The 25,411-nt window shown below is 56.3% G+C and carries 24 protein-coding genes; 12 read left to right on the top strand and 12 right to left on the bottom strand.

The annotated features are described in order from the left end of the window. Positions 1-224 precede the first annotated feature (224 nt). Complete coding sequence (locus tag ACQZ5M_RS01360) at positions 225-872, top strand: invasion associated locus B family protein (RefSeq protein WP_296018573.1); 648 nt, start codon at positions 225-227, stop codon at positions 870-872. A gap of 77 nt (positions 873-949) precedes the next feature. On the opposite strand, the gene hspQ is transcribed toward ACQZ5M_RS01360, so the two are convergent. The 4 genes from hspQ to ACQZ5M_RS01340 form a co-directional block, all read right to left on the bottom strand. Beyond that, positions 950-1,279, bottom strand: coding sequence for a heat shock protein HspQ (gene hspQ, locus ACQZ5M_RS01355; protein WP_296018580.1), 330 nt, complete (start codon positions 1,277-1,279; stop codon positions 950-952). Between the two features lie 75 nt (positions 1,280-1,354). Beyond that, positions 1,355-2,272, bottom strand: coding sequence for a DMT family transporter (locus ACQZ5M_RS01350; RefSeq protein WP_449078924.1), 918 nt, complete (start codon positions 2,270-2,272; stop codon positions 1,355-1,357). 159 nt (positions 2,273-2,431) lie between these two features. Continuing rightward, positions 2,432-3,841: a type I glutamate--ammonia ligase gene (gene glnA, locus ACQZ5M_RS01345; RefSeq protein WP_296018608.1), complete on the bottom strand. Its 1,410-nt coding sequence runs from the start codon at positions 3,839-3,841 to the stop codon at positions 2,432-2,434. A 63-nt stretch (positions 3,842-3,904) separates the two neighbouring features. After that, positions 3,905-4,243: a P-II family nitrogen regulator gene (locus ACQZ5M_RS01340; protein WP_007753933.1), complete on the bottom strand. Its 339-nt coding sequence runs from the start codon at positions 4,241-4,243 to the stop codon at positions 3,905-3,907. 349 nt (positions 4,244-4,592) lie between these two features. Between ACQZ5M_RS01340 and ACQZ5M_RS01335 the strand changes: the two genes are divergently transcribed. Continuing rightward, complete coding sequence (locus tag ACQZ5M_RS01335; protein ID WP_449078923.1) at positions 4,593-6,110, top strand: NAD(P)H-hydrate dehydratase; 1,518 nt, start codon at positions 4,593-4,595, stop codon at positions 6,108-6,110. 47 nt (positions 6,111-6,157) lie between these two features. On the opposite strand, the gene ACQZ5M_RS01330 is transcribed toward ACQZ5M_RS01335, so the two are convergent. Further along, a complete protein-coding gene (locus tag ACQZ5M_RS01330; protein ID WP_296018617.1) occupies positions 6,158-7,210 on the bottom strand; it encodes a LacI family transcriptional regulator in 1,053 nt (350 codons plus the stop codon). Between the two features lie 463 nt (positions 7,211-7,673). Between ACQZ5M_RS01330 and ACQZ5M_RS01325 the strand changes: the two genes are divergently transcribed. From ACQZ5M_RS01325 to ACQZ5M_RS01315, 3 genes are all read left to right on the top strand, one after another. Then, on the top strand, positions 7,674-10,130 hold the full coding sequence (locus ACQZ5M_RS01325; RefSeq protein WP_296076056.1) for a beta-mannosidase: 2,457 nt from the start codon (positions 7,674-7,676) through the stop codon (positions 10,128-10,130). 84 nt (positions 10,131-10,214) lie between these two features. Next, positions 10,215-11,249 carry an L-glyceraldehyde 3-phosphate reductase gene (gene mgrA / locus ACQZ5M_RS01320; protein ID WP_296076057.1) on the top strand — a complete coding sequence of 345 codons (1,035 nt, stop codon included), beginning with the start codon at positions 10,215-10,217 and terminating at the stop codon, positions 11,247-11,249. Positions 11,250-11,440: 191 nt separating this feature from the next. Next, positions 11,441-11,770, top strand: coding sequence for an RcnB family protein (locus tag ACQZ5M_RS01315; RefSeq protein WP_296018623.1), 330 nt, complete (start codon positions 11,441-11,443; stop codon positions 11,768-11,770). A gap of 53 nt (positions 11,771-11,823) precedes the next feature. Here the strand turns inward: ACQZ5M_RS01315 and ACQZ5M_RS01310 are convergent, their stop codons facing one another. Next, on the bottom strand, positions 11,824-13,029 hold the full coding sequence (locus tag ACQZ5M_RS01310; protein ID WP_296076060.1) for a GTP-binding protein: 1,206 nt from the start codon (positions 13,027-13,029) through the stop codon (positions 11,824-11,826). Between the two features lie 78 nt (positions 13,030-13,107). Continuing rightward, positions 13,108-14,184, bottom strand: coding sequence for a zinc ABC transporter substrate-binding protein (locus tag ACQZ5M_RS01305; RefSeq protein ID WP_296076062.1), 1,077 nt, complete (start codon positions 14,182-14,184; stop codon positions 13,108-13,110). A 103-nt stretch (positions 14,185-14,287) separates the two neighbouring features. On the opposite strand from ACQZ5M_RS01305, the gene znuC reads away from it, so the two are divergent. The 3 genes from znuC to zur are packed head-to-tail and all read left to right on the top strand — an operon-like array spanning position 14,288 to position 16,447. Beyond that, a complete protein-coding gene (gene znuC / locus ACQZ5M_RS01300; protein WP_296076063.1) occupies positions 14,288-15,223 on the top strand; it encodes a zinc ABC transporter ATP-binding protein ZnuC in 936 nt (311 codons plus the stop codon). Continuing rightward, positions 15,216-16,031: a zinc ABC transporter permease subunit ZnuB gene (gene znuB / locus ACQZ5M_RS01295; protein ID WP_296018630.1), complete on the top strand. Its 816-nt coding sequence runs from the start codon at positions 15,216-15,218 to the stop codon at positions 16,029-16,031. Before znuC ends, znuB begins: the two co-directional genes overlap by 8 nt. Positions 16,032-16,036: 5 nt before the next feature. After that, entirely contained in the window at positions 16,037-16,447 is a 411-nt protein-coding gene (gene zur / locus ACQZ5M_RS01290) for a zinc uptake transcriptional repressor Zur (protein ID WP_207774018.1), read from the top strand. A 34-nt stretch (positions 16,448-16,481) separates the two neighbouring features. On the opposite strand, the gene ACQZ5M_RS01285 is transcribed toward zur, so the two are convergent. From ACQZ5M_RS01285 to ACQZ5M_RS01275, 3 genes are all read right to left on the bottom strand, one after another. After that, positions 16,482-17,009: a gamma carbonic anhydrase family protein gene (locus tag ACQZ5M_RS01285; protein ID WP_296076067.1), complete on the bottom strand. Its 528-nt coding sequence runs from the start codon at positions 17,007-17,009 to the stop codon at positions 16,482-16,484. Positions 17,010-17,039: 30 nt separating this feature from the next. After that, positions 17,040-17,729 carry a fumarylacetoacetate hydrolase family protein gene (locus tag ACQZ5M_RS01280; RefSeq protein WP_296076070.1) on the bottom strand — a complete coding sequence of 230 codons (690 nt, stop codon included), beginning with the start codon at positions 17,727-17,729 and terminating at the stop codon, positions 17,040-17,042. Positions 17,730-17,807: 78 nt separating this feature from the next. Further along, positions 17,808-17,951 (bottom strand): hypothetical protein, encoded by a 144-nt coding sequence (locus tag ACQZ5M_RS01275; RefSeq protein ID WP_296076073.1) that lies wholly within the window; start codon positions 17,949-17,951, stop codon positions 17,808-17,810. Positions 17,952-18,160: 209 nt separating this feature from the next. Here ACQZ5M_RS01275 and dusA point away from each other — a divergent pair, with 209 nt between their 5' ends. Beyond that, complete coding sequence (gene dusA, locus ACQZ5M_RS01270; RefSeq protein ID WP_296076104.1) at positions 18,161-19,192, top strand: tRNA dihydrouridine(20/20a) synthase DusA; 1,032 nt, start codon at positions 18,161-18,163, stop codon at positions 19,190-19,192. Between the two features lie 12 nt (positions 19,193-19,204). Here the strand turns inward: dusA and ACQZ5M_RS01265 are convergent, their stop codons facing one another. Continuing rightward, positions 19,205-20,005, bottom strand: coding sequence for a DUF72 domain-containing protein (locus ACQZ5M_RS01265; protein ID WP_296076076.1), 801 nt, complete (start codon positions 20,003-20,005; stop codon positions 19,205-19,207). Positions 20,006-20,049: 44 nt separating this feature from the next. Then, entirely contained in the window at positions 20,050-22,971 is a 2,922-nt protein-coding gene (gene uvrA, locus ACQZ5M_RS01260; protein WP_296018644.1) for an excinuclease ABC subunit UvrA, read from the bottom strand. 321 nt (positions 22,972-23,292) lie between these two features. Between uvrA and ACQZ5M_RS01255 the strand changes: the two genes are divergently transcribed. The 3 genes from ACQZ5M_RS01255 to ACQZ5M_RS01245 all read left to right on the top strand — a co-directional run bounded on the left by ACQZ5M_RS01255 (position 23,293) and on the right by ACQZ5M_RS01245 (position 25,369). Then, the gene (locus ACQZ5M_RS01255) at positions 23,293-23,838 is read left to right on the top strand and encodes a single-stranded DNA-binding protein (protein WP_296076078.1); all 546 of its coding nucleotides are present in this window, start codon (positions 23,293-23,295) and stop codon (positions 23,836-23,838) included. A 113-nt stretch (positions 23,839-23,951) separates the two neighbouring features. After that, positions 23,952-24,209 (top strand): RDD family protein, encoded by a 258-nt coding sequence (locus ACQZ5M_RS01250; protein ID WP_296076081.1) that lies wholly within the window; start codon positions 23,952-23,954, stop codon positions 24,207-24,209. 134 nt (positions 24,210-24,343) lie between these two features. Continuing rightward, entirely contained in the window at positions 24,344-25,369 is a 1,026-nt protein-coding gene (locus tag ACQZ5M_RS01245; RefSeq protein WP_296076085.1) for an NAD-dependent epimerase/dehydratase family protein, read from the top strand. Positions 25,370-25,411 lie beyond the last annotated feature (42 nt).

The following is a 25,411-nucleotide window of genomic DNA, read 5'->3' as shown; positions in this document are numbered from 1 at the left end:
CAGCGGTCAGGGCCATCCGTTCATGGAAATCGTGTCGGATACAAGGAAAAAGTAAAAGAAAAGCTGGATATCGCGCCGAACGGGATGTAACAGAATGGCCGAAACACTCGGGTCACGCATTTGCCTCATTTAACCGACAGTGGAACGGGCAGACGGATACCGGCGATGTTGAGCGGCGCTCACATTAAGCGCTGCTTCGCATAAATTCAGGAGACGGAACTCTTATGATGCAAAATGCAAACACATTCACCCGGGCGGCCTTGTCGGCTCTCGTTCTTTCTCTGGGCGCGGTGTCTGCACCGGCTGTGTCTCAGGCTCAGCAGGCTGCCGCTCCGGCAGGTGCTCCGCCACTCGGCTGGTTCAAGACTTGCAGCAAGCAGGAAGACAATGATGTTTGCGTCGTGCAGAATATCGTTCTTGCTCAGAACGGCCAGATGATCACCGCTGTTGGGCTCATCAGCGTCGAAGGTAAGGTCAATCGCAAGATCCTGCAGGTTTCCGTTCCGACAGCACGTCTTCTGCCGCCAGGCATTGTCATGCAGATCGATGGTGGCAAGGGCCAGAAGCTCGATTACGCCGTCTGCCTTCCAGACAAATGCACAGCCGAAGTTCAGTTGACGGATGCGATGATCGCAAGCCTGAAGAAGGGCAACGAGGTTGTCTTCACGTCGATCAACTTCCGTCGCGCACCGAACCCGATCAAGATTGCCTTGAACGGCTTCACCGGCGCTTATGACGGCCAGCCGATCAGCCAGTCTCAGCTTGCAGAGAGCCAGCGCTCGCTGCAGGAAGGAATGCAGAAGAAGGCTGAAGAAGCCCGCAAGAAGCTAGAAGCAGCGCAGGATGCAGCCAAGGCTAAGCCGGCCAACTGATACCGTCTGAATGAATCAAAAAAACCGGCTTTGTATGAGGCCGGTTTTTTCATGTCTGGGCGTTGAGACTGACAAGCTCAGTGCGTCATGGCCGATTTGGGCCTCAGTTCGCCATTTGGCGCCGTGTCGAATATCCGAAGGATATGCGGGTTGCGCAACGGCTGGTCGCTCTCGTCATGAACCAGGTTTTGCTCTGAAACGTAGGCGACGTATTCCGTCTCCTCATTCTCTGCAAGCAAATGATAGAATGGCTGGTCACGGTCTGGGCGTATTTCAGCGGGGATTGCGTTCCACCATTCCTCGGTATTCGCGTATTCGGGGTCAACGTCGAATATCACGCCGCGGAACGGAAACACCCTGTGGCGAACGACTTCACCGATAGTAAATTTCGCGTCTCTTTGTTTCATGGCATGTCATCCTTTCCCAGTATAAGTTGGGTTATCACGCGGAAATATCAAGATGCTGGCTTCTTCTACGCCAGACTAGCCTGTTTTGCCCAATGGTGCCGTCGCAAGCACGACGCCTCCTGTTACAAGTACAATGCCAGCGGCGTGATATGGTTCGAACTTTTCTCCCAGAAACAGGGCCGCGAGAACGATCGACACGGGCGGCATCATATAAAGGGTGATACCGGCTGTGACCGGTCCGAAAACGCGGACCGTGTGCGTGAAGCAATAAAAGGCTGCAATCGAAGCAAATAGAATGATGCCACCGATCTTTGCCCAAGCCATAGGGGTAGAGGGGAATAGGCCGCCATTCATGAGTTCGACGCCGGCGAGCGGCGCAAGAACAAGAGCGCCCGAGAAGGCGATTGTGCCGAAGAGGCTCAGCGATGCAAGATCGCGCGCTGCGGGGTCGCGCAGGAGCAGAGAATAGATCGCAAAGGCGATCGCCCCGCTTAAGATCGCGAGATCGCCGATATTGAAATTCAACGCCCACAGTTGTGAGATATCTCCCTTCAACACGATCTCTGCCACGCCTGCGAAGGCAACGAGCATCCCGATGAGCTCCAGCCGCCTGATCGGCCTTGCCTGGAAGAGGCGCTGGAAGATGATGATGAAAAGCGACGATGTGGTGTAGATCAGCGTGCCGTTAGCGGCTGAGGTCATGGTTAGTCCCCAGTAGACCACGCCACCACATACCGCCATGCCCAGCGCGCCGAGTAACAGCCAGAGCGCGGTCTTCTTGCGGATGAAGCTCATACACGCACGCCACTCCACTAGAATGAAGGGCAGCACCAAGAGAGCGGAGAGGGACCAGCGTAAAAAGGCTGCGGTGAAGGGTGAGACCTCACCGGTGATGCCGCGGCCGAATATGACATTGCTGGAAAAGAAGAAGGGAACGGCCAGAAAGATCAGCCAGTCACGCAGGCGAGGGGACGGGGCAGTACTCTTGGGCATTTCCGGTTTTCGCATGTTTTTGGAGGGCGATCAGCCCCGCTGTTGCTCTTAAAAGCGTAAGGCGCCCCGCAGGGCGCCTCTATGCGTTCGGGTTGCGTCAAATGGACAAAGCCGACGCAGGTAGGGAGAAAGGCACTCCGCAGGGCGCCTCACAACCCTTTAGGCCGAGTAGTACATGTCGAACTCGACAGGATGCGGGGTCATTTCGAAACGCATGACTTCCTGCATCTTCAACTCGATGAAAGCATCGATCTGATCGTCATCGAACACACCACCGGCGGTGAGGAACTTGCGGTCCTTGTCGAGGCTTTCAAGCGCTTCGCGCAGGCTGCCGCAAACGGTCGGGATTTTCTTCAGTTCCTTTGGCGGCAGATCGTACAGATCCTTGTCCATCGGCTTGCCGGGGTGGATCTTGTTCTTGATGCCGTCGAGGCCGGCCATCAACATAGCGGCAAAGCCAAGATAGGGGTTCTGGGCAGGATCTGGGAAGCGAACTTCGACGCGCTTTGCCTTCGGGTTGGAGCCGAACGGAATGCGGCAGGATGCCGAGCGGTTGCGTGCCGAGTAGGCCAAGAGAACCGGTGCCTCATAGCCCGGAACCAGACGCTTGTAGGAGTTCGTCGTCGGGTTGGTGAAGGCGTTGATCGCCTTGGCATGCTTGATGATGCCGCCGATGTAATAGAGGCAAGTCTCGGAGAGACCGGCATATTCATCGCCCGCGAAAGTCGGCTTGCCGCCCTTCCAGATGGACTGGTGAACGTGCATGCCCGAACCATTGTCGCCGAAGATCGGCTTCGGCATGAAAGTTGCCGTCTTGCCGTAGGCGTTCGCGACCTGGTGGACCACGTACTTGTAGATCTGCATCTTGTCGGCGCTGGAGACCAGCGTGTCGAACTTGACGCCGAGTTCGTGCTGCGCTGCCGCCACTTCGTGATGGTGCTTTTCGACAACCACGCCCATTTCGCCGAGGACCGTCAGCATCTCGGAGCGCATGTCCTGGAGGCTGTCGACCGGCGGCACGGGGAAGTAGCCGCCCTTGACGCGCGGACGGTGACCGAGGTTTCCGGTTTCGTAATCGGTATCGTCGTTGGATGGCAGCTCGGAGGAGTCGAGCTTGAAGCCGGTGTTATAAGGATCCGCCTTGTACTTCACGTCATCGAAGACGAAGAATTCAGGCTCAGGGCCAACAAAGACCGTGTCGCCGATACCCGATGCCTTAAGATAGGCTTCCGCCTTTTTCGCCGTGCCGCGCGGGTCGCGGTTGTAGGATTCGCCCGAAACCGGATCTAGAATATCGCAGATGATGACCATCGTGGACTGCGCGAAGAACGGGTCCATATGAACAGTTGCCGGGTCTGGCATCAGCACCATGTCGGACTCGTTGATGGCCTTCCATCCACCGATGGAGGAACCGTCGAACATGACCCCGTCGGCAAACATGTCCTCGTCTACACAGGCAATATCCATGGTGACGTGCTGCAGCTTGCCCTTTGGGTCTGTAAAGCGAAGGTCGACGAATTTGACGTCGTTGTCCTTGATCTGCTTCAAGATATCATTGGCGGTGGTCATAGCAATTTTCCTTGAGTGGTAATGTTCAACCCGGTGAAGCTTGAGCTTTTTCGGCTCGTCTTTTTATATGGCGTCAACACCCGTTTCACCCGTACGGATACGGATAACCTCTTCCACATTCGAGACGAAAATCTTTCCGTCACCGATGCGGCCTGTCTGAGCGGCATTGCGAATCGCTTCAATCACTGCATCCGCATTCTCATCGGCAAGCACGACTTCGACCTTCACCTTTGGCAAAAAGTCGACGACATATTCCGCGCCACGATAAAGTTCCGTATGGCCTTTTTGACGACCAAAGCCCTTGGCTTCCGTAACCGTTATTCCCTGGAGTCCGACTTCCTGAAGGGCTTCCTTCACTTCGTCGAGCTTGAAAGGCTTAATGATCGCTTCGATCTTTTTCATGAGAAAATATCTCTCCGCTTCTCCCGTTAAAGCGGTCTTTCCGCTCCACCACAAGAATGCACGTATCGTGCCAGATCGGAAGCGGGTTTGGATAAAAAATCTGCGAAAATTGACGGGGCGGAAGACATTTCACTGCGAGATAACGGTGGTGCGGGCCGAAAACACTAGACGGAAGGCCGAAATCTGGAAAATTTGCCAAAAGCAATCGACATTTCAGCGTGCTAGCTCCGTCTGTTTCGATAATGGTTATTGATGATTTTATGTGCTTTTGCGTATTTTTTAATCTCAATGTCCCGCCTAAAAAAGCGTCGGTTGCGTTTCTTCAGTTTTTGCGATCAAGTGACAAATCATGTGTAATGATGATGACAAACGCCTGATCGACCCCGTCCGCATGAGCGGAATCGATGCTGCCGCGGACGCTAGCGGGATCGATGTCCGCGCGCTTATGGAACGCGCGGGGCGCGCGGTCGCGGCCTCTGCATTAAAGCACTATCCTGGGGCGGTCCGTTACGCTGTGCTTTGTGGCACAGGAAACAATGGCGGTGACGGATTTGTTGCCGCGCTGGCACTGCGCGAGGCGGGCGCTAAGGTCTCAGTCTATCTTTTCGGCGATAGTGCTAGGCTAAAAGGGGCTGCCAGGCAGGCCTACGAGAACTTAAGGCGCGATGAGGTCGATCCAGGCTGCCTTCCGCTTGTGGAGTTCATACCGCAAGATGGTGAGGTGGTGATCGATGCGATTTTCGGCGCAGGGCTGTCACGCGACGTCCCGCCAGACGTTTCTGCCGTAATTCATGCCGTCACGCAAGCGAAGACCCCAGTCATTGCGGTTGATCTGCCTTCTGGCCTGTGCGGACGTCGAGGTATCGTCCTTGGCACTGCTTTCAAGGCGGCGCACACGGTCACTTTCGTGGCAAAAAAGCCAGGACACGTGCTCATGCCCGGAAGGGAGTTGTGCGGGTGTCTCGAGGTTTTTGATATTGGCATCCCCCGTCGGATTGTCGATGCTCATTGCGCGCCTTTGTGGGAGAACCATCCGGGATTATGGGAAAACTGGCTTACATCGGATGATGTCGAGACGCACAAGTTCAAACGTGGACACCTGACCGTTTTTTCCGGTCCGTCTCATTCTACAGGTGCTGCGAGAATGACGGCGATAGCTGGCTTGCGCGCCGGTGCCGGTATCGTGACGGTTGCGGCGCCACAGGAGGCGATGTCCGTTCTCGCGGCAACCATGACCGCCGTAATGGTCACGCCTATGGAGAGCGAAGCGGCGCTTTCTGGCTGGCTGGCTGACAAGCGCCATGCAACCTTCGTGATTGGTCCGGGCTTCGGCGATCTTTCGAGGTTAAGGGCTTTCGTGTCGCTCTTGAGAGGTTGCGCGCTCGTACTGGATGCGGATGGCATTACCGCCTTCAAGGATGAACCGGAAACATTGTTTGCCTATTTTGCCGAGGAAGACCGTTCGCGGATACTCACACCGCACGAAGGCGAATTTGCCCGGCTTTTTCCATCTATCCATGCGGACCGGGGGATGGGGAAGATCGAGAAGGCGCTCGCGGCTGCGAAAGCCAGTCATGCCGTGATCATCTACAAAGGTGCCGATACAGTTGTGGCGGCACCGGATGGCCGCGCAACCGTCAACACTAATGCGCCGGCTTCTCTTGCTACCGCGGGTTCTGGCGATGTTTTGGCTGGCATCTGCGGTGGGCTTCTTGCCCGTCAGGTCCCTGCCTTCGAAGCTGCCGCTGCGGCAGTCTGGTTGCATGGGCAGGCAGCGCAGCGGATTGGCGCAGGCTTGACAGCCGAAGACCTTGCTTCGGCTGTTTGCCCCTCCGTCCATCACGGCTCGGCGACCGGAACTCATTAAAATAATCGATGCGCCCGGAGACTCCTTTTTGGGCGCCGGCGCCTCTCTTAAAGCTTTGGGGTCCTGCTCGACCAGACCGGTTTGCTGATGGTCTGTAGTTCCGAGGCAGGCTGGCCTTCTATTCTTGCTAAAACAGCGCGTGCGAGTTCACGACCGGCCAGTTTGATGTCCTCGTTCATGGTATGGATTTCCGGGCGCAACCAGTTCAGGAACTCTGCGGACTGCTTGGAGACGACATCGATATCCTTGCCGATCTTCTTGCCGCTCGCTTCTATACCCGCGACGATCGCGATGGTGGAACTGCCGCTGATCGAAATGAGTCCGTCAGGGCAATCGCTACTGCTCATCAACTTGCAGCTTTCTTGTTTCAGTTGTTCCAGCGGGGTGTCGTTGTTGATACCCGGCAGGGTAAACTCTGTCAGGCCGAAATCTTGGAGGCCACGCTCAAAGCCTCTCCGGGCATAGCCGTGGTACGAAAACAGGCTCTGTGGCAGCAAAATAGCAACCCGCTTCCTGCCGCATTGGGCCAAACGCTTCATCGCCTCGTACACATAGGCCTCGTTGTCGAAGTCATGGAAAGGATGTTCGATGCCCATGCTGCTACGTCCGTGGGTCGCAAAGGGCATATTGCGCTCCGTCATCAGTCGCACACGCGGATCTTCCGGCCTAACCTTGGAGATGATCACACCATCCGCCGATCCAGTTTCAAGGATATAGCGGATAGGGGTCATCGTATCCTTCGCGTGCGTATGCGGCGTAACGACGAGATGATAGGGCGTGTTGGTCAGGACTTCCGTGATGCCGAACACCATCTGGGAGGTGAAGCCCATCAATTCCTCGTCCACGCTTAGCACCAAGGCAATGACATTCGTCTTGCCAGTGCGCAAACGAACGCCTGCGCGGTTGGGTTGATAGCCGATCTGTTGAGCGACACGTCGCACCCGCTCCTTGGTATCCGCGCCGATATCCGGGGCGTCCTTTAGAGCGCGTGATACGGTAGTGATGCCGAGGCCCGTCATATATGCGATCGTCTTCAGCGTCGGGCGCTCGTTCGAAGGGAGGGGGCGATCGCTTGCGTTTACGTCCGTTCTGTCGTTCATGTTCTGCGATCTCCCTTAACCGGACAGGCATGGTAGTTCGGTTTTCTGCCATTGCAAAGCTTCGTACATTACAAGCGGTACGGCTTACGACATTAGCGTCCTGAAACGATACAGAGGAAACACCAAAAGTGACGGGGTGCGTGATCCGAACGGCTATCATGATCGTTCGGTGACGGAGTTAAGATCGCCGTTCAATCTTGATAAAAGCGATGAGAATTATCTCTCAACAGTATGAAAATAAAAAGTGTCATCGTTTCATCTCTAAGGTTAGTCTGACGCTATCATCGATATCCCGTTTCTGAGGTGACGCTTTTGGTTTTTTACGATAACGTTTCCGTCTGGAGGAATTCCGACATGATCTTTCGTGATGTCGGATGAGTTATATCAGCGTGTTTTCGCAGTTCTGATAGTGGATGGAGTCGCGACGTTTTTAGCTGTTGCGGGAAGAGCAGGGCATTTGGAAATGGCATCAACCTACCCAAACGATATGGTGATCGATCTCTCCGGCCAGTGGCAGTTGACATCAGCCGAGGGCGATCACTCAACGATTATGACAATCCCGGGCGACGTTCATTCGGCTTTGCGGGCGGCGTCTGTCATTCCCGACCCCTACTTCGGTCGCAACGAGAACGATGTGCAGTGGGTCGCGTATCGCGACTGGATCATCGAACGTCGTTTCACAGTCGATGAAGTCGATGCCGACTGGTATCTCGATATAGATAATCTGGACACTGTTGCGGTCGTCTTCGTCAATGACATTCCGGTGCTGTCTGCCGACAACTGCTTTCGCCGCTACCGACCGGATGTGTCGAGAGCGCTTCAGCCGGGTGAAAACGTCATTCGTATCCATTTTCATTCCAGCATCAAGGCGGGTGCTGACAGGCAAGCGGCGCAGCCGTTCTATGTGCCGTATCATCCCGGTAATTCGCCCATCCCCAACGGCAACCTCTTACGCAAACCGCAGTGCCACTTCGGATGGGACTGGAACATCGCCATCGCGCCGCTCGGCCTTTATGGAAATGTGATGCTGCGCCGGCTTGAGACGGCACGCATCGAGCATGTCACCACCACTCAGAATCACAAGGATGGTGGCGTAGAACTGCATGTGGAAGTCACGCTTCATGCCAAGCAGCCTGCAAGCTTGCCTTTGCATCTTTCGCTTGGCGCTGAGCGGCTGCGACTGGATTGTGGCGTCCACGCCGGTGATACGGTTATCCGGCATGTGTTTTTCATCGAAAATCCAAAACTTTGGTGGCCGGCAGGCAGTGGCGAGCAGGCGCTTTATACGCTGACCATCGACCTGCCGGACGAGACTTTGAAGCGCCAGATCGGCCTTCGCACCGTTGAACTTCTGACAGACGAAGACGAAGCGGGGAGCCGTTTTGCGCTTCGCGTCAATGGTCGGGAAATCTTTTGCCGAGGCGCGAACTGGATACCGTCGGATGCTCTGTTTTCGCTCTCGAACCAGGAAAAAACGAACGATTTGCTTCTATCGGCGGTGCAAGCCAACATGAATATGATCCGCGTCTGGGGTGGCGGCTTCTATGAGCCCGACTGGTTCTACGATCTTTGCGACCGGCTCGGCCTCATGGTCTGGCAAGACTTCATGTTCGCCTGCAATCTTTATCCCTGCACCGAAGATTTCCTCGACAATGTCGAGGTCGAGGTCGACTATCAGGTGAAGCGTCTTTCATCTCATCCCTCGATCGTGCTCTGGTGCGGCGACAATGAACTGGTGGGGGCGCTGAACTGGTTTGAAGAGTCGCGCAACAATCGCGACCGCTATCTCGTCGCTTACGATCGCCTCAACCGCACAATCGAGAAGGCACTGAAGAAGGCGGCACCTTCTGCTATCTGGTGGCCGTCAAGTCCTGCGTCTGGCTATCTGGATTATGGCGACGCATGGCATGCGGATGGATCTGGCGATATGCACTATTGGTCCGTCTGGCACGAGAACAAGTCCTTCGATGACTATCGAACGGTCAAGCCGCGTTTCTGCTCCGAATTTGGCTTCCAGTCCTACACATCCATGCCTGTGATCCGCACCTATGCAGACAACAAGGACATGAACATCGCCTCACCGGTGATCGAGCTTCACCAGAAGAATGCGGGTGGAAACGAGCGGATCGCGGGAACGATGTTCCGCTATTTCCGCTTCCCAAAGGATTTTGAGAATTTCGTCTATGTCAGCCAGGTCCAGCAGGCGCTCGCCATCAAGACGGCCGTGGAATATTGGCGCTCGCTCAAACCCCATTGCATGGGTACGCTTTATTGGCAGCTCAATGACACATGGCCCGTTGCCTCGTGGTCGAGCCTCGATTACGGCGGCAATTGGAAGGCTCTGCATTATGCGGCGCGACGCTTCTTCCAGCCGGTTTCTGTCTGCGCCATTCCGTCTGAAGACGGAAAAACCGTCCGCTTCTCCATGGTGAACGACACGCCGGATGATGTCGAAATCGATATGAACATCTTCGCGCTGGCGCTTGACGGCGTTCGCATTCCGCTGAAATCCGCCAGCGGTACCTGCGGACCGGATGCCGCCGCGCTATTGACCGAAATCGATCTGCACCAGCTTCCGGCTGGCGCGCTGCTTTCCTGGAATTTCATCGCCTCCAATGGCATGATGGGTGAGGGGCACCATGTCCGCGAGACTTACAAGGCGCTCGATCTTCGACCATCGGTTCTTACCCATCAGGTCAGCACGCTGGACAATGGAGACGTAGAGGTTGAGATATTGGCAGAAGGCCTAGCGCTCTTCGTCATGCTGGAAGCCGATGTTGCCGGGCGCTATTCGGACAATCTTTTTGATCTTGCAGCGGGAGAGAGACGCCGTATCGTCTTTTCACCAAGCGACAAGGCGCAGACCGGCAAGCCGGCGTTCAAGGTTTTCGATCTGTATACGTCGCAATCGCAGGCTTGAAGGCAGCGCGTGATCTTCTAATCTCACATCAGCAGAAACCGCTGCGTCTGCGGTGGATCATCATTCCAAAAAGGGAGGAAAGACATGGCCTGGCAACCGGCTGAAAACCGTTACGCATCCATGAAGTATAATCATTGCGGCCGCACCGGCCTTAAGCTTCCAGCCATCTCGCTTGGTCTTTGGCATAATTTCGGGAACGATTTTTCTCACAAAACGAAGCAGGATATTTGCCGCAAGGCTTTCGATCTCGGCATCACCCACTTCGATCTCGCCAATAATTACGGCCCGCCTCCGGGAAGTGCTGAAAGCGCCTTCGGCGAAATCCTCAGGACCGATTTTGCCGGTTATCGTGATGAACTGATAATATCCTCCAAGGCAGGCTACAACATGTGGCCGGGTCCCTATGGCGAATGGGGCAGCCGCAAATACTTGATCTCGTCCTGTGACCAGAGCCTGAAGCGCATGGGGCTCGACTATGTCGATATTTTCTATTCCCACCGTTTCGATCCAGACACGCCGCTTGAAGAGACCTGCGGCGCGCTGGATCACATCGTGCGTTCAGGCAGAGCGCTTTATGTCGGCATCTCGTCCTATAACTCGCAGCGTACGCGCGAGGCAGCCGCGATCTTGAAGGATCTCGGTACGCCTTGCATCATCCATCAGCCGAGCTATTCGATGATCAACCGCTGGATTGAGGAGGACGGCCTTGTCGATACGCTGGACGATCTGGGAATCGGCTCCATCGTCTTCTCTCCGCTGGCACAGGGCATGTTGACCACCAAGTATCTGGGCGGCGTGCCGGATACAAGCCGCGCAAGCCAAGGCAAGTCGCTCAATCCAGCCTTCCTCAATGAGCGTAATATCGAAAATATCCGGGGGCTGAATGCCATTGCTGAGAAACGCGGACAGACACTGGCGCAGATGGCAATTGCCTGGGTGCTGCGCGGCGGTCGCATTACCTCTGCACTGATAGGTGCGAGCCGGCCCGAACAGGTGGAAGATTGCGTCAAGGCGCTGGACAAGCCGGACTTCACTGCGGCTGAACTGGCTGAAATCGATCGCTATGCTCGCGATGCGGATATCAACCTCTGGGCCAAATCTGCAGAACTCAAAAAGTAACGCCAACCCGCCGCTCGGGCATCTTGGCCCGAGCGGCCAATCGACTATTTGCTCGTCACATTAGAGATCGTGAACTTTAATTTCATCCTCTAAGTCTCAGTCAACGTTACGATATTGTAATTTTGCGCTTCAGTTTCCATTCATCCTCGGCGCGGTAGGGTCATCCCGTCAGAACAGGAAAGGAAACACCCATGAAAAAGCTCGTCACCGTTTTTCTGGCTGCGACAATTCTCGCAGCGCCGATGGCCCAGGCGCAGGGTCGCCATGACTACGGGCATGATCGCCGTGGGGTTCACGAACGGACTGTCACGACCAAGAAGGTGATCATCAAGAAGCATCGCTGGGACCGCGGTCAGCGCTTGACGCCTGCCCATCGACGTCACTTCGTCGACCGTCGTGAATATCGCCGCTATCACCTGAGAGAGCCGCGCCGCAATGAGCGCTGGGTGCGCGTCGACAACCAGTTCCTACTGATCAACGCAGTAAGCGGCCTGATCATCGGGCTCGCCGCAGCCCGGTAAACTGTGAAGAATATGGGAGCGGGCGCATCGAGCGCCCGCTTCTATGCGATCAATCACGCGGCCTGTTTGTTCCAATCCGGGAACGGGTCTTTCATCGACTGCCAGTTTTCCGGCGTGAAGCGCTCGGCTTCTATCAGGCAGGCGTCAAGTTCCCTGCGTAGAGCAGCTTCGCTCATCGGGTCAGCGCCGATAAAAACGATCTCCTGACGCCGATCTCCCCAGACCTTGTCCATGTAAGGCGCCAGCATCTTTTCGAAGCCCGGATCATCCGGCCAGCGCGTCTTTGGCACGGAAGACCACCACAACCCCATCTTGCCGGTTTTCACCAAGGCGCCTGCCTGGCTAATTTCGCCGACATGGTTTGGCCGAGTGGCTAGCCAGAAGAAACCCTTGGCGCGGATCACACCAGGCCAGTCGCGGTTGATGAAGGCGTGGAAGCGGGCCGGATCGAAGGGACGCTTGGCACGGTAAACAAAGGAGCGGATGCCGTATTCTTCCGTTTCCGGTATGTGGCCTTTGAAGCCGTGGAGTTCCTTAAACCAGAGCGGGTGTGTTTCCGCCTTGGCGAAATTGAACAGACCGGTGCCGAGTACGTCCGCCAACTTTACCTTGCCAAAATCCGCCTCAATGAGACGAGCATCAGGATTCAGTCCGACGACGATCTTGCGGGCAGCATCCAGTTCTTCAGGGCTTGCCGCGGAAACCTTGTTCAGAACCACGACATTGGCGAATTCAATCTGTTCGACAAGGAGATCGACCAGTGTGCGGTTGTCGCCATCGCCCGCCGTTTCGCCGCGATCAGCGAGAAAATCTGCCGAACCGTAATTCTTCAGAAGATTGGCACAGTCGACCACTGTCACCATCGTATCCAACTGTGCGATGTCCGAGAGGCTCTCGCCATTTTCATCGCGGAAGTCGAATGTCGCCGCAACGGGCAGAGGCTCGGCAATGCCGGTGGACTCGATCAGCAGGTAATCGAAACGGCTTTGCTCAGCCAATTGTCTGACCTCGTTCAGCAGGTCGTCTCTCAGCGTACAACAGATGCAGCCATTGGTCATTTCGACCAGTTGCTCCTGCGTGCGGGAGAGATTTGCCCCACCATCGCGGATCAGGGCCGCGTCAATGTTGACCTCGCTCATATCGTTAACGATGACCGCAACGCGCAAGCCTTCACGATTGCCGAGGATGTGATTGAGGAGGGTGGTTTTGCCAGCTCCGAGGAAGCCGGACAGAACTGTGACAGGCAGCTTCTTCTTCATAGAAACCTCATTTGTTATAACATTACATGTAAAGCTCTAAAGAAGGGCGGTCAGTGCCGCCCTTCTGTGCGCGTCCGATCAGGACAGGCAGTTTTTCAGCGAGCTGGCTATGCCGCGCATCAGTTTGAAATAGAGATCCGGTCCGGCTTCTAGTGTGCCAGCTTCAGGATCCAACGTGCCGGATTTGGCACTGGTGCCTTCGATGACGACGTTCACCAGCTTCGGCTCGAATTGCGGCTCGGCAAAGACGCAAGTTGCATTGAGTTCCTTGACCTTCGCCTGGATCTGTTTGATGCGATCGGCGCCCGGCATGTTTTCAGGGCTGACGGTAATGGAACCTGCGGTCTTCACGCCGTAACGGTGTTCGAAATACTGATAGGCATCGTGGAAAACGATGAAGGGTTTGTCCTTGATCGGCGCGATGGTCGCCGCGAGTTCCTTGTCGAGCGCGTCAAGGTTGTCGACCAGTTTCTTGGTGTTTTCCTGATAGGCCTTGGCGTTGGCTGGATCGGCAGTCATTAGCGTCTTTTCGATCTCGGTCGCCATGGCCTTTGCATTGGCAGGATCCAGCCACAGATGCATGTCGTATTCGCCGTGGTCGTGTCCGTCCTCATGGGCATGTTCGTGCTCACCCTCATGCGCGTGATCGTGGCCTTTCTCGCCTTCGTGCGCATGATCGTGACCATCATCATCATGTCCTTCATGGTCATGCTTGGCTTCGCCCTCATGGGCATGGTCATGACCTTCCGCCTCAGCGTGGTCATGACCTTCATGTTCACCATGGTCATGGGCCTCAAAGGGGCCGCCTTCGCGGAATTTCAGCCTTTCGATACCAGGGGCATCATCCAGTTCAACGACGGTTGCTTTGCCGGCCAGCGATTCCAGCGGCTTTTGGAGAAATTTCTCCAGCCCGTCGCCAACCCAGAAGACCACGTCGGCATTTTCCAAGGCTTTGGCGTTGGACGGCTTGAGGCTATAGGTATGAGGGGATGCTCCACCGTCGACAACGACCTGCGGCTCTGCAACGCCTTCCATGATGGCTGCCACAAGCGAATGGATCGGCTTGATCGACACGACCACATTTGGCGCGGCCATGGCATCGGACGTGCCAATCATGGCGGCAGAGGCGAGAAGGAGGGCGGCGAGTGACTTCATGCGGTATGCTCCACTTGTATCGAAATGTAATGTTATTACATAAGTTGCGTAACGCTATAACGTATGCCATAGCCATGTGCAACAGCTGCAATCGGAAAATCCCATGCTTCATTCTCCGGCCAAAACCGACGGAAATCTCGTCTCCCTGTCCAGTGCAGGTGTGAGGCGTAGCGGGCGCTGGCTGGTGCGCGGCGTAGATTTTTCTGTTCGTCGCGGCGAGATCGTTACGCTTATCGGACCGAACGGATCGGGCAAGTCCACCAGCGCCAAGATGGCGATTGGCGTGATGAAGCCGGATGAGGGAAAGGTTGAGCGCCTGGCTGGCCTTAGGGTCGGTTATGTACCGCAAAAGCTTTCTGTCGACTGGACGATGCCTTTGACCGTCTGGCGGCTGATGACGCTGACCGGCGCTCTGCCCGCAAGGGAGATCGATGCTGCGTTGAATGCCACAGGGATCGCACATCTCGCCAAGGCGGAGGTTCAGCATCTGTCAGGAGGTGAGTTCCAGCGGGCGCTACTGGCGCGTGCCATTGCCCGAAAGCCCGATTTGCTGGTCTTGGATGAGCCTGTGCAGGGCGTAGACTTTTCTGGTGAAATCGCTCTCTACGATCTTATCAAGACCATCCGCAATTCTACCGGCTGCGGTATCCTGCTGATATCGCATGATCTGCACGTGGTGATGGCGGAAACCGACACGGTCATTTGCCTGAACGGTCATGTCTGCTGTCGCGGCACGCCGCAGGCCGTCAGCCAGAGCCCGGAATATATGCGTCTCTTCGGCGGAGCAGTTGCCAAGGGACTGGCAGTCTATAGTCACCACCATGATCACACGCATCTGCCGGACGGACGTGTGATGCATTCCGATGGTTCAGTGACGGACCATTGCCATCCAAACGATGGGCATCATCACGATCACGACCATGGTCATCCACACTCCCACTCACATGACCATCAGCACAACGATGAGGATGCTTGCGGCTGCGGGCATCATCATGAATCGGACCACCATGCGCCTGCGCCCGGAGTGAAACATGTTTGACGACTTCTTCATCCGTGCCATCTTCGCCGGGGTTGGTGTCGCGCTGACGGCTGGGCCGCTTGGCTGTTTCGTGGTGTGGCGGCGCATGGCCTATTTCGGCGATACGATGGCGCATTCGGCGCTCTTGGGCGTGGCGCTCTCGCTGTTGTTTCAACTGAACCTTATCGTCAGCGTTTTTCTCGTCGCTTCAGCTGTATCTCTGCTTTTGCTCCTGTTGCAACGGCGTCAGGCTCTATCTGCCGATGCGCTGCTCGGTATTCTGTCCCATTCCGCACTTGCTTTCGGCCTCGTCATCGTCGCCTTTATGACCTGGGTGCGGATCGATCTCGTTGCTTTCCTGTTCGGCGATATTCTTGCCGTTTCACTAACGGACATTCAGATGGTCTGGGGCGGCGGCGTCCTCGTACTGGCGGCTATCGTCTATCTGTGGAAGCCGCTTCTGGCTTCTACGGTGAATGCAGAGCTCGCTGAGGCCGAGGGATTGCGGCCGGAACGATCCAAGCTTCTCTTCATGTTGCTGATGGCGCTCGTCATTGCCATCGCCATGAAGATCGTCGGCATCATGCTGATCACATCGCTGCTGATCATTCCAGCAGCAACGGCCAGACGCTTCTCGTCGACACCGGAAATCATGGCGGTGCTGGCGTCGCTCATCGGTGCCGTCGCCGTCATCGGCGGACTGATGGGATCGCTGCAATATGACACGCCGTCCGGCCCGTCGATTGTCGTCGCCGCCGTCTTGCTTTTCGTCTTGAGTCTTTTGCCTGTGCCGGGACGGTCGCGCAGTGCCGAGCAGGGAGTGAACTGATGAATATGAATACGAATGCGAAGAATCTGACGCGCAACCAGTCCCTAGTTTATGATGCGCTGTCGCGCTCGCAGGCGCCGCTCAGCGCCTATGTCATTCTCGACAAGCTGAGAGACAGCGGGTTTCGCGCACCTTTGCAGGTCTACCGGGCATTGGAAAAGCTGATCGAATTCGGTTTGGTGCATCGGCTGGAAAGTCTGAATGCTTTCGTGGCCTGCTCTCATACGAGCGCGGACTGCTGCACCCATCATCATGGCACGGTAGCGTTTGCCATCTGCAATGCCTGCGGCCAGGTAACCGAGTTCCATGATCACGAGATCGATCATCGGCTGGGAGATTGGGTCAAGGGACAAAAGTTCAAGGCGGAGAAAACGACGATCGAGATCCGCGGGCTCTGCGAGGCCTGCGCGGCGTAGTCGCAAAAGCGCAATGTTTGACGCTCCAGACAGCCTAAACCGGCTTCAGTTCTTCGGCAAAGCGCTTCCAGTTCGTCACGTATTTTTCCGCTGACCTTCTAATGCCCTCTGCTGCCTTTTCATCCAAGGTCCGGACGGCGCGGGCAGGGGAGCCGACAATAAGTGAATTGTCGGGGAACTCCTTACCTTCTGTGACGAGCGCATTGGCGCCGACGAGGCAGTTCTTCCCGATTCTTGCGCCATTCAGGATTGTGGCACCCATGCCGATCAACGAGTTGTCACCGATCGTGCAGCCATGAATGATGGCGTGATGACCGATAGTGCAGTTCTCGCCGATCGAGGCTGGGAAGCCGGGATCGCTGTGGACCATGACGCCTTCCTGGATATTCGTGCCCCGACCGACGGTCATAGGCTCATTATCACCACGCAGAGTTGCGCCAAACCAAATGCCGACATCCTCACCCAGCGTAACAGAGCCGATGACGTTGGCATCCGGGGCGATCCAGTATCGCTCCGGTGCTGGCAGGTTCGGCACTCTCGTTCCCAGGCGATAGATTGGCATAGGCGTTTCTCCGCTGTCTTTCCTGGTCGCTTAAACCACTTTGACGGTAAAAGTGCCAACGCCATCGACGCCACACTCCATCGTGTCGCCTTTGACAATCGGACCCACACCTGCCGGCGTTCCGGTCATGATGATATCGCCTGCGGCCAGCGTGAAGACTTTTGACAGTTCGGCGATAATTTCCGCCGTCTTCCAGATCATCTGATCGAGATCGCCGGATTGCTTGCGTGTGCCATTCACGTCCAGCCAGACAGCGCCTTTGTCTGGGTGTCCAATTTTCGAGGCCGGAACGAGCGGAGAGACCGGTGCGGAAAATTCGAAGGCTTTGGCGCCTTCCCAGGAGCGGCCCATTTTCTTCAGCGTATCCTGCATATCGCGCCGCGTCATATCGATGCCGACACCATAGCCCCAGACATGCTCGAGTGCGTCTTCGACAGGAATATTCGAGCCGCCGCTTTTCAGCGCGACGACACATTCGACTTCATAATGAACGTTGGACGACAGATCCGGATAGGGAAAGTCATTGCCGGCGGGCAGCAAATTGTCCGGGTTTTTCTGGAAGAAGAAGGGCGGCTCGCGCGATGGATCGTGCCCCATCTCGATCGCATGATCCGCATAGTTGCGCCCAACGCAATAGACACGCCGCACGGGGAAGGTTTCACTGGTGCCTTCGACGGGAAGCAAGAATGGTTGGTGGGCGGGGATAACTGTTGCGGACATGATGCACTCCTTCTTGGGAGTGGTGTTGTCCCGCAATTCTGCGTCGATTTCCAGCCCATTCTTTCGGGTCTCTTACGGTTAAGACAGAAGCCAGACCAGACAACCACCCACGATGTTGAAGGCTAAGATCACGCTCAGAAGCCGACCAAGCCCCGCATTGGTGTTGCTGTCTGCGCCGACAATGGTCCAGTAGAGAGATTTCTCTTCGGTCTTTTCACTCATCAACATCTCCCGCTATCTTTGGACAACGGCCCCCGAAACATGCTTGTGGTTGAAGGTTGCGCTGCGCACATAGTATTTTTGAAAAGCCGGCGGGTGGAACGCGCAGCCATTCCGGCCTATATGGACGCAAAACGCCATCCTTCCGAAGCGGCGACATCTTTGTGTCCAGCAGCGGAGAGACGGCAAGCAGGGATTGGCGGACGATTATGATGACGACTTCTCAACACATGGACGGCGCTTCGCACTACGCGCGTGGGAAAGTCTTCGCAGTCGCACCGATGATCGACTGGACGGATACGCGTTGCCGCTTCCTCCATCGTCAGCTCTCGCAGCATGCGCTGCTTTATACGGAGATGATCGTGGCCGATGCCATCATCCATGGCAAGCGCGACAAGCTTCTGGACTATCATCCCCAGGAGCATCCGGTGGCGCTGCAACTTGGTGGTTCCGATCCCGGCAAGCTTGCCGAGGCCGTTAGGATTGCCGCCGATTATGGCTACGACGAGATCAATCTCAATGTTGGCTGCCCTTCGGACCGCGTTCAATCCGGGACCTTTGGCGCGTGCCTGATGCGCGAGCCTGAAACTGTTGCGGCTTGTGTCGAGGCGATGAAGGCTGTGGCTACGGTGCCTGTTACGGTCAAATGCCGTATAGGCGTGGATGATCAGGAGCCGGAAGCGGTGCTTCCAGATTTCATTGCACGGATGGTTGCCATAGGTGCCGACGCGATCTGGATCCACGCTCGAAAGGCATGGCTCCAGGGACTTTCGCCCAAAGAGAACCGCGAAGTACCGCCGCTGGATTACCAATTGGCCTATCGTATGAAGAAGCAGTTTCCCGATCTTTTCATTGGAATCAATGGCGGCATAACCGATCTCGATCAGGCGGAAGAGCATCTGAAACACATGGATGGCGTGATGCTCGGGCGGGCTGCCTACCACAACACCTCGATTCTTGCGGATGTGGATCACCGGATCTATGGCGAGCCGCCTCGCGATCTCGACACCGGCGGCTTGCGCGACGCGATGATGGTCTATGCGGACGACTATATCGCCAAGGGCGGACGGCTGAACCACGTCACCCGCCATATGGTCGGTCTGTTTCAGGGATTGCCAGGCGCACGGCGCTTCCGGCAAATCCTCTCCAGCGACGCGACGAAGCCCGGCGCTGGGTCCGAAGTCATTGCCGCTGCTTTTGATGCAATCGACTTCGATCGAGCGCCGGTGGCCATCGACACGTGATCTAGAGTAGGGTCAGACGAGGGTCTGCAGCAACTGAGCACCGTTCGGCGCGTTGACCTTGCCGCCGGTAATGAAGAACGCAAAAACATCGCGCGGCGTCTTCTTGGCTTTTCGGTCGGGCGCTATCATCGGAAGATCATCGGGCGCGCCGCCAGATGCATAGGTCTTAAGGCGCTCGCTCCACGCCTTCACGTCTTTTTCCGGATAGCAGGTCTCGATATCGTCCTCGCCCTTTTGCAGACGGCAATAGACGAAATCCGCCGTCACATCCGGCAGCATCGGATAGTCGTGATGATCGGCGCAGACCACCGCGACGTTATGCTTTGCCAGAAGCTCGATGAATTCCGGTACCTGGAAGCTGTCATTGCGCACCTCAACGACATGCTGCAATCGTAACCCATCCTGCTTTTCCGGCAACAAGGCGAGGAAAGCGGCAAAGTCGTCAGGCTCGAATTTTTTGGTCGGCGCAAATTGCCAGAGGATCGGGCCAAGATGATCGCCAAGCTCCGTCAGCCCCTGCGTCAGAAACTTCGTCATCGATTCTTCCGCTTCGGCCAAAACCTTACGGTTTGTGACGAAGCGGCTGGCCTTCAGCGAGAAAATGAAACCATCCGGCACTTCGGACGCCCATTTGGCGAAGGTCGCGGGTTTCTGGCTGCCATAATAGGTGCCGTTCACCTCGATCGCCTTCAACTTGGAGCCTGCATATTCCAACTGGCGCTTCTTGGTGAGCTTCTCAGGATAGAACGTGCCTTCCCAAGGCTCGAAGGTCCAGCCGCCGATACCGGCGCGGATCGTTCCCGACTTGCTCATCCGTCTCTCCAATCAACGCGAAATTGCCATGTGAAGGGGGCGGATCACTCCGCCGCCTGAATATTCTTTTCCGGATGGCGCTCCAGCAGCTCTTTCAGGAACTGGCCGGTGTAGGAGCGCTTCTCCTTGACGATCTGCTCAGGCGTTCCGGCTGCCACGACCTCGCCGCCACCGGTACCGCCTTCCGGACCGATATCGATGATGTAGTCCGCGGTTTTGATGACCTCGAGATTATGCTCGATCACGACGACGGAATTACCCTGATTGACAAGCTCATGCAGCATTTCCAAAAGCTTCTTCACGTCGTGGAAATGCAAGCCGGTCGTCGGTTCATCGAGGATATAGAGTGTCCGGCCTGTCGAGCGTTTCGACAGCTCCTTGGCAAGCTTGACGCGCTGGGCTTCACCGCCTGATAGCGTGTTGGCCTGCTGGCCAACCTTGATATAGCCGAGACCGACATCGAAGAGCGATTGCAACTTGTCACGCACGGCGGGCACGGCGGCGAAGAAATCGACGCCTTCCTCCACCGTCATATCAAGCACATCGGCGATAGATTTGCCCTTAAAGGTTACGTCGAGTGTTTCGCGATTATAGCGTTTACCGTGGCAGACATCGCAGGTGACGTAGACATCCGGCAGGAAGTGCATCTCGATCTTGATCACGCCATCGCCCTGGCACGCTTCGCAGCGACCGCCTTTGACGTTGAAGGAGAAGCGACCCGGCGCATAGCCACGGGCTTTCGCCTCAGGCAGACCGGCGAACCAGTCACGGATAGGCGTGAAAGCGCCGGTGTAGGTAGCGGGGTTGGAGCGAGGTGTACGACCGATCGGAGACTGGTCGATGTCGATGACCTTGTCGATAAACTCGAAGCCATCGATGCGATCGTGTTCCGCCGGAATCTCGCGCGCGCCCATGACGCGGCGGGCAGCGGATTTGTAAAGCGTTTCGATCAGGAAAGTGGACTTGCCGCCACCCGATACGCCTGTGACGGCTGTGAAAACGCCGAGCGGAACCGACGCCGTGACATTTTTCAGATTGTTGCCGCGTGCGCCGACGACCTTTATCTCCTTGCCCTTCTTCGGCTTGCGCCGTTCGGCAGGAACAGGAACGCCCATTTCGCCCGACAGATACTTGCCCGTCAGCGAGTTCGGATTGGCCATAACCTCTTGCGGCGTACCCTCGGCGATAACCTGGCCACCGTGGATGCCGGCAGCCGGGCCAATATCGACCACGTAGTCTGCCGTCAGAATGGCGTCCTCGTCATGTTCGACAACGATCACGGTATTGCCGATATCGCGCAGATGCTTCAGCGTTTCCAGCAAACGAGCATTATCGCGCTGGTGCAAGCCGATAGAGGGCTCGTCCAGAACGTAAAGAACGCCGGTCAGACCGGAGCCGATCTGCGACGCAAGTCGGATGCGCTGGCTTTCACCGCCGGAAAGCGTGCCCGAATTGCGCGACAGGCTGAGATAATCGAGACCAACATCATTCAGGAAGCGCAGACGCTCGCGGATTTCCTTCAGAATGCGAACGGCGATTTCATTCTGCTTAGCGTTCAGCTTTTCCGGCAGGCCTTCGAACCAGTCGCGGGCGACCTTGATCGACATTTCAGTCACTTCGCCGATATGCAGCTTGTTGATCTTGACTGCCAATGCCTCGGGCTTGAGCCGATAACCGGCGCAGGCCGGGCAGGGGGCGGCAGACATGTAACGCTCGATTTCCTCGCGCGCCCAGGCGCTGTCGGTTTCCTTCCAGCGACGCTCGAGATTAGGGACGATGCCCTCGAAATTCTTCACCGTTTTGTAGGAGCGGGCACCGTCCTGATACTGGAACTCGATCTTCTCGTCGGTTCCTTTCAGTATCGCTTTTTTAGCAGCATCCGTCAGGTCGTTCCAGCGGCTGGAAAGCTTGAAACCGAAGGCCTTACCCAGCGCTTCCAGTGTCTGGTTATAGTAAGGCGATGAGGACTTGGCCCATGGCGCAATAGCGCCATCTTTCAGCGTGCGCGCAGGCTCCGGCACGATAAGCGCCTCATCCACCTTTTGCTGCGAACCAAGGCCATCGCAGGTCGGGCAAGCACCAAAAGGGTTGTTGAAGGAGAAAAGGCGCGGTTCGATCTCGGGAATGGTAAAGCCGGAGACCGGGCAGGCGAACTTTTCCGAAAACAATACGCGCTCATGCGTCTCATTCAGAGACTTATTGGCAGAACCGCCGGCAGATGTTTCTCCTGGCGGCAACGGCTTGTCGGCAAATTCCGCCACAGCCAGACCGTCTGCCAACTTCAGGCATGTCTCAAGGCTGTCGGCCAGCCGCGCAGCCATGTCCGGGCGCACCACGGCGCGGTCCACCACCACGTCGATATCGTGCTTGTACTTCTTGTCTAGCGCCGGAACATCGGCGATCTCGTAGAACTGGCCATCCACCTTAACGCGCTGAAAGCCTTTCTTCATCAGCTCAGCGAGTTCCTTCTTGTACTCGCCCTTTCGTCCTCGTACCATCGGCGCGAGGATGTAGAGCCGTGTTCCCTCCTCAAATGCGAGGATCCGATCCACCATCTGGCTAACTGTCTGGCTCTCGATCGGCAGGCCCGTAACAGGTGAATAGGGAACGCCGACACGCGCAAAGAGAAGGCGCATGTAATCGTATATTTCCGTTACAGTTCCGACAGTCGAACGCGGATTGCGGGAGGTCGTTTTTTGCTCGATGGAAATTGCCGGCGACAATCCCTCGATCTGATCGACATCCGGCTTTTGCATCATCTCCAGGAACTGGCGCGCATAGGCCGAAAGGCTCTCAACGTAGCGGCGCTGGCCCTCGGCGTAGATTGTGTCGAAAGCCAGTGACGACTTGCCGGAACCAGATAGGCCCGTCATGACGATCAGCTTGTTGCGCGGCAGATCAAGGTCGATGCCCTTGAGATTATGCTCTCGCGCGCCGCGGATGGAAATCGTCTTCAATTCACTCATGACAAGGCTCTGGGCTTAGGATGTTGGGACGGATAAATTTTATGTGATTATCGCGAACGGCGTGTCGAGGTGATCGGCGCTCTGCGATAATACTGCCGGGCACGTCTTTGCCCGATAACGCTTCTTGATCTGCTTGACTCACTCTTCACGCCTTAATAGAACAAAAAAGGAACGCATTGCAACCGTGCCCGTTGGCAAGAACATTCCTTGTGGATTGTCGTTCCATTCGCTGCCCATCGCGGTAGGCGATGGTCTATGGTGCGCGGGACTTTTGAACAGGAAAAATGCCGTTCATAACGTTCGGCAGACAGGAAGATAAATATGGCTGGCAGCGTAAACAAGGTTATTCTGGTCGGAAATGTCGGCGCCGATCCGGAAATTCGCCGCACGCAGGATGGCCGACCAATCGCCAACCTGCGCATTGCGACATCGGAAAGCTGGCGTGACCGCAACTCGGGAGAGCGCAAGGAAAAGACGGAATGGCACACGGTCGTCGTCTTCAATGAAGGCCTCTGCAAAGTCGTTGAGCAATACGTCAAGAAGGGTGCCAAGCTCTACATCGAAGGCGCGCTGCAGACCCGCAAGTGGCAGGACCAGACCGGCAACGACCGTTACTCGACGGAAATCGTTCTTCAGGGCTTCAACTCGACACTGACCATGCTTGACGGTCGCGGCGAAGGCGGCGGCGGTGGCCGTGGCGGAGACTTCGGCGGCGGTGGCGAGTACGGCAGCGGCGGCGGCTCCTATGGCGGCGGCGGCAGTGGTGGTTACGATCAACAGCCTTCCCGTGGTGGTGGTTCATCACGCGGCGGCCAGTCGTCCGGCGGCAACTTTTCCAACGATCTGGACGATGATATCCCGTTTTGATGACGGCGGTTGAGCCGCGCGTTGTTTTGCGTGCCCATGACAATTGATAAGACAATATGAAGGGGTGGCGGTTACGCTGCCCCTTATTTCTTCAGTCATTGAAGGATACGCATATGCCAGACCAGACATCACCTTCCCCGCAACCCGCCACCTGGCGGATCGTCCTGGCCTTCCTCCTCGATTTCTTCACGGCATTCTGGGTGCTGGGCTTCCTCGTCGCCTCGATCCTGGGCGGCCGCACGGAAAACGGCTTCGAGCTGAATGGCCTATCGGCCATCGTCTTATTCGCCTCCATCGTTGCCTATTTTGTAGTGTTCAACAAATATCTCGGTGGCACGATCTGGAAGCGTTTGCTGAAGGCGAAGCGGTGAGCGACAGGGCTATCTGTCACCCCGGACCAGTTGATCGATAAGAACGAGCGCGTGCGGCCCGCGCTTGATGCGACGTTGGCGGACGTGGCATCTTAGGCTTACTATCTTTGGAGCAAATCCAGGCGGGGAGTGGCATGGGCAAAAGAGCCTTCATACTGGGCGGAACGGGCCAGATCGGTCGGTCCGTAGGGTTGCGGCTTTTGAGAGAGGGTTGGACGGTCACCTATGCGAGCCGCCGAGGAAACCTCCCTGACAACGCTCGCAGCTTCGGCGCGAACGCCGTTTCTTTAGATCGTGATCAATGCGGTGCTCTGGCGCGCGCCATCGGCGATGGTGCCGACGCGGTGATTGACGCAGTTGCGTTTGACGGGAAGCATGCAGACCAACTGCTCGAAATCGAGCATAACGTCGGCCAATTCGTCGTTGTTTCGTCATCAAGCGTCTATCGCGATCATATCGGTCGAACCCTTGATGAAGCACGTGAAAACGGTTTTCCAGATCTCCCTGAATACATGACTGAAGATCAGCCCACCGTTGAGCCAGGTCCTGACACATACTCCACGCGCAAGGTGGCGCTTGAGAGAAGGCTGCTTGATCACGCCAACCGCCAGGTGACAATTTTGCGTCCAGCCGCCATTCACGGCATTCACTCGACGCATCCGCGCGAGTGGTGGTTCGTAAAGCGGATGCTCGATGAGCGGGAAGCCATACCACTCTGCTTTAATGGCAGGAGCAGGTTTCACACGACCGCGGTGTCGAACATTGCGGAAGTCACTGCCCGCGCGCTCGAAAGACCGGAGACGCGCATTCTGAATGTTGCAGATCCATCCGCGCTGCCTGTTCTTGAGATCGGTGCGTTGATCGCGCAAGCCATGGAATGGGAAGGAAGACTCATCCCAATTGATATGGGTGACCCTCGTTTCGGATCGCCTGTCGGCTGGACGCCTTGGTCCGTGCCTGCGCCATTCACTTTAAGCACCGAGGCGGCCCAGCGTATCGGCTATACTGCGTCCATGGATTACTCGCAGTCTGTCAAAGAGATATGCGCGTGGCTTAAGCAATCTGCCGGCGCAGATTGGAGAATGCAATTTCCTGTTTTGGCGCAGTATAACTTTCCTCTTTTCGACTACGATGCCGAGGACCAATTCTTTCGTGCGTGAACCGCCCGATTTGTTGTCGGGGAGTTGTCATGAAAAGGCGTG

Source organism: Rhizobium sp. 22-785-1 (assembly GCF_053521965.1).
This window is presented reverse-complemented; position numbering and strand designations above follow the sequence as displayed.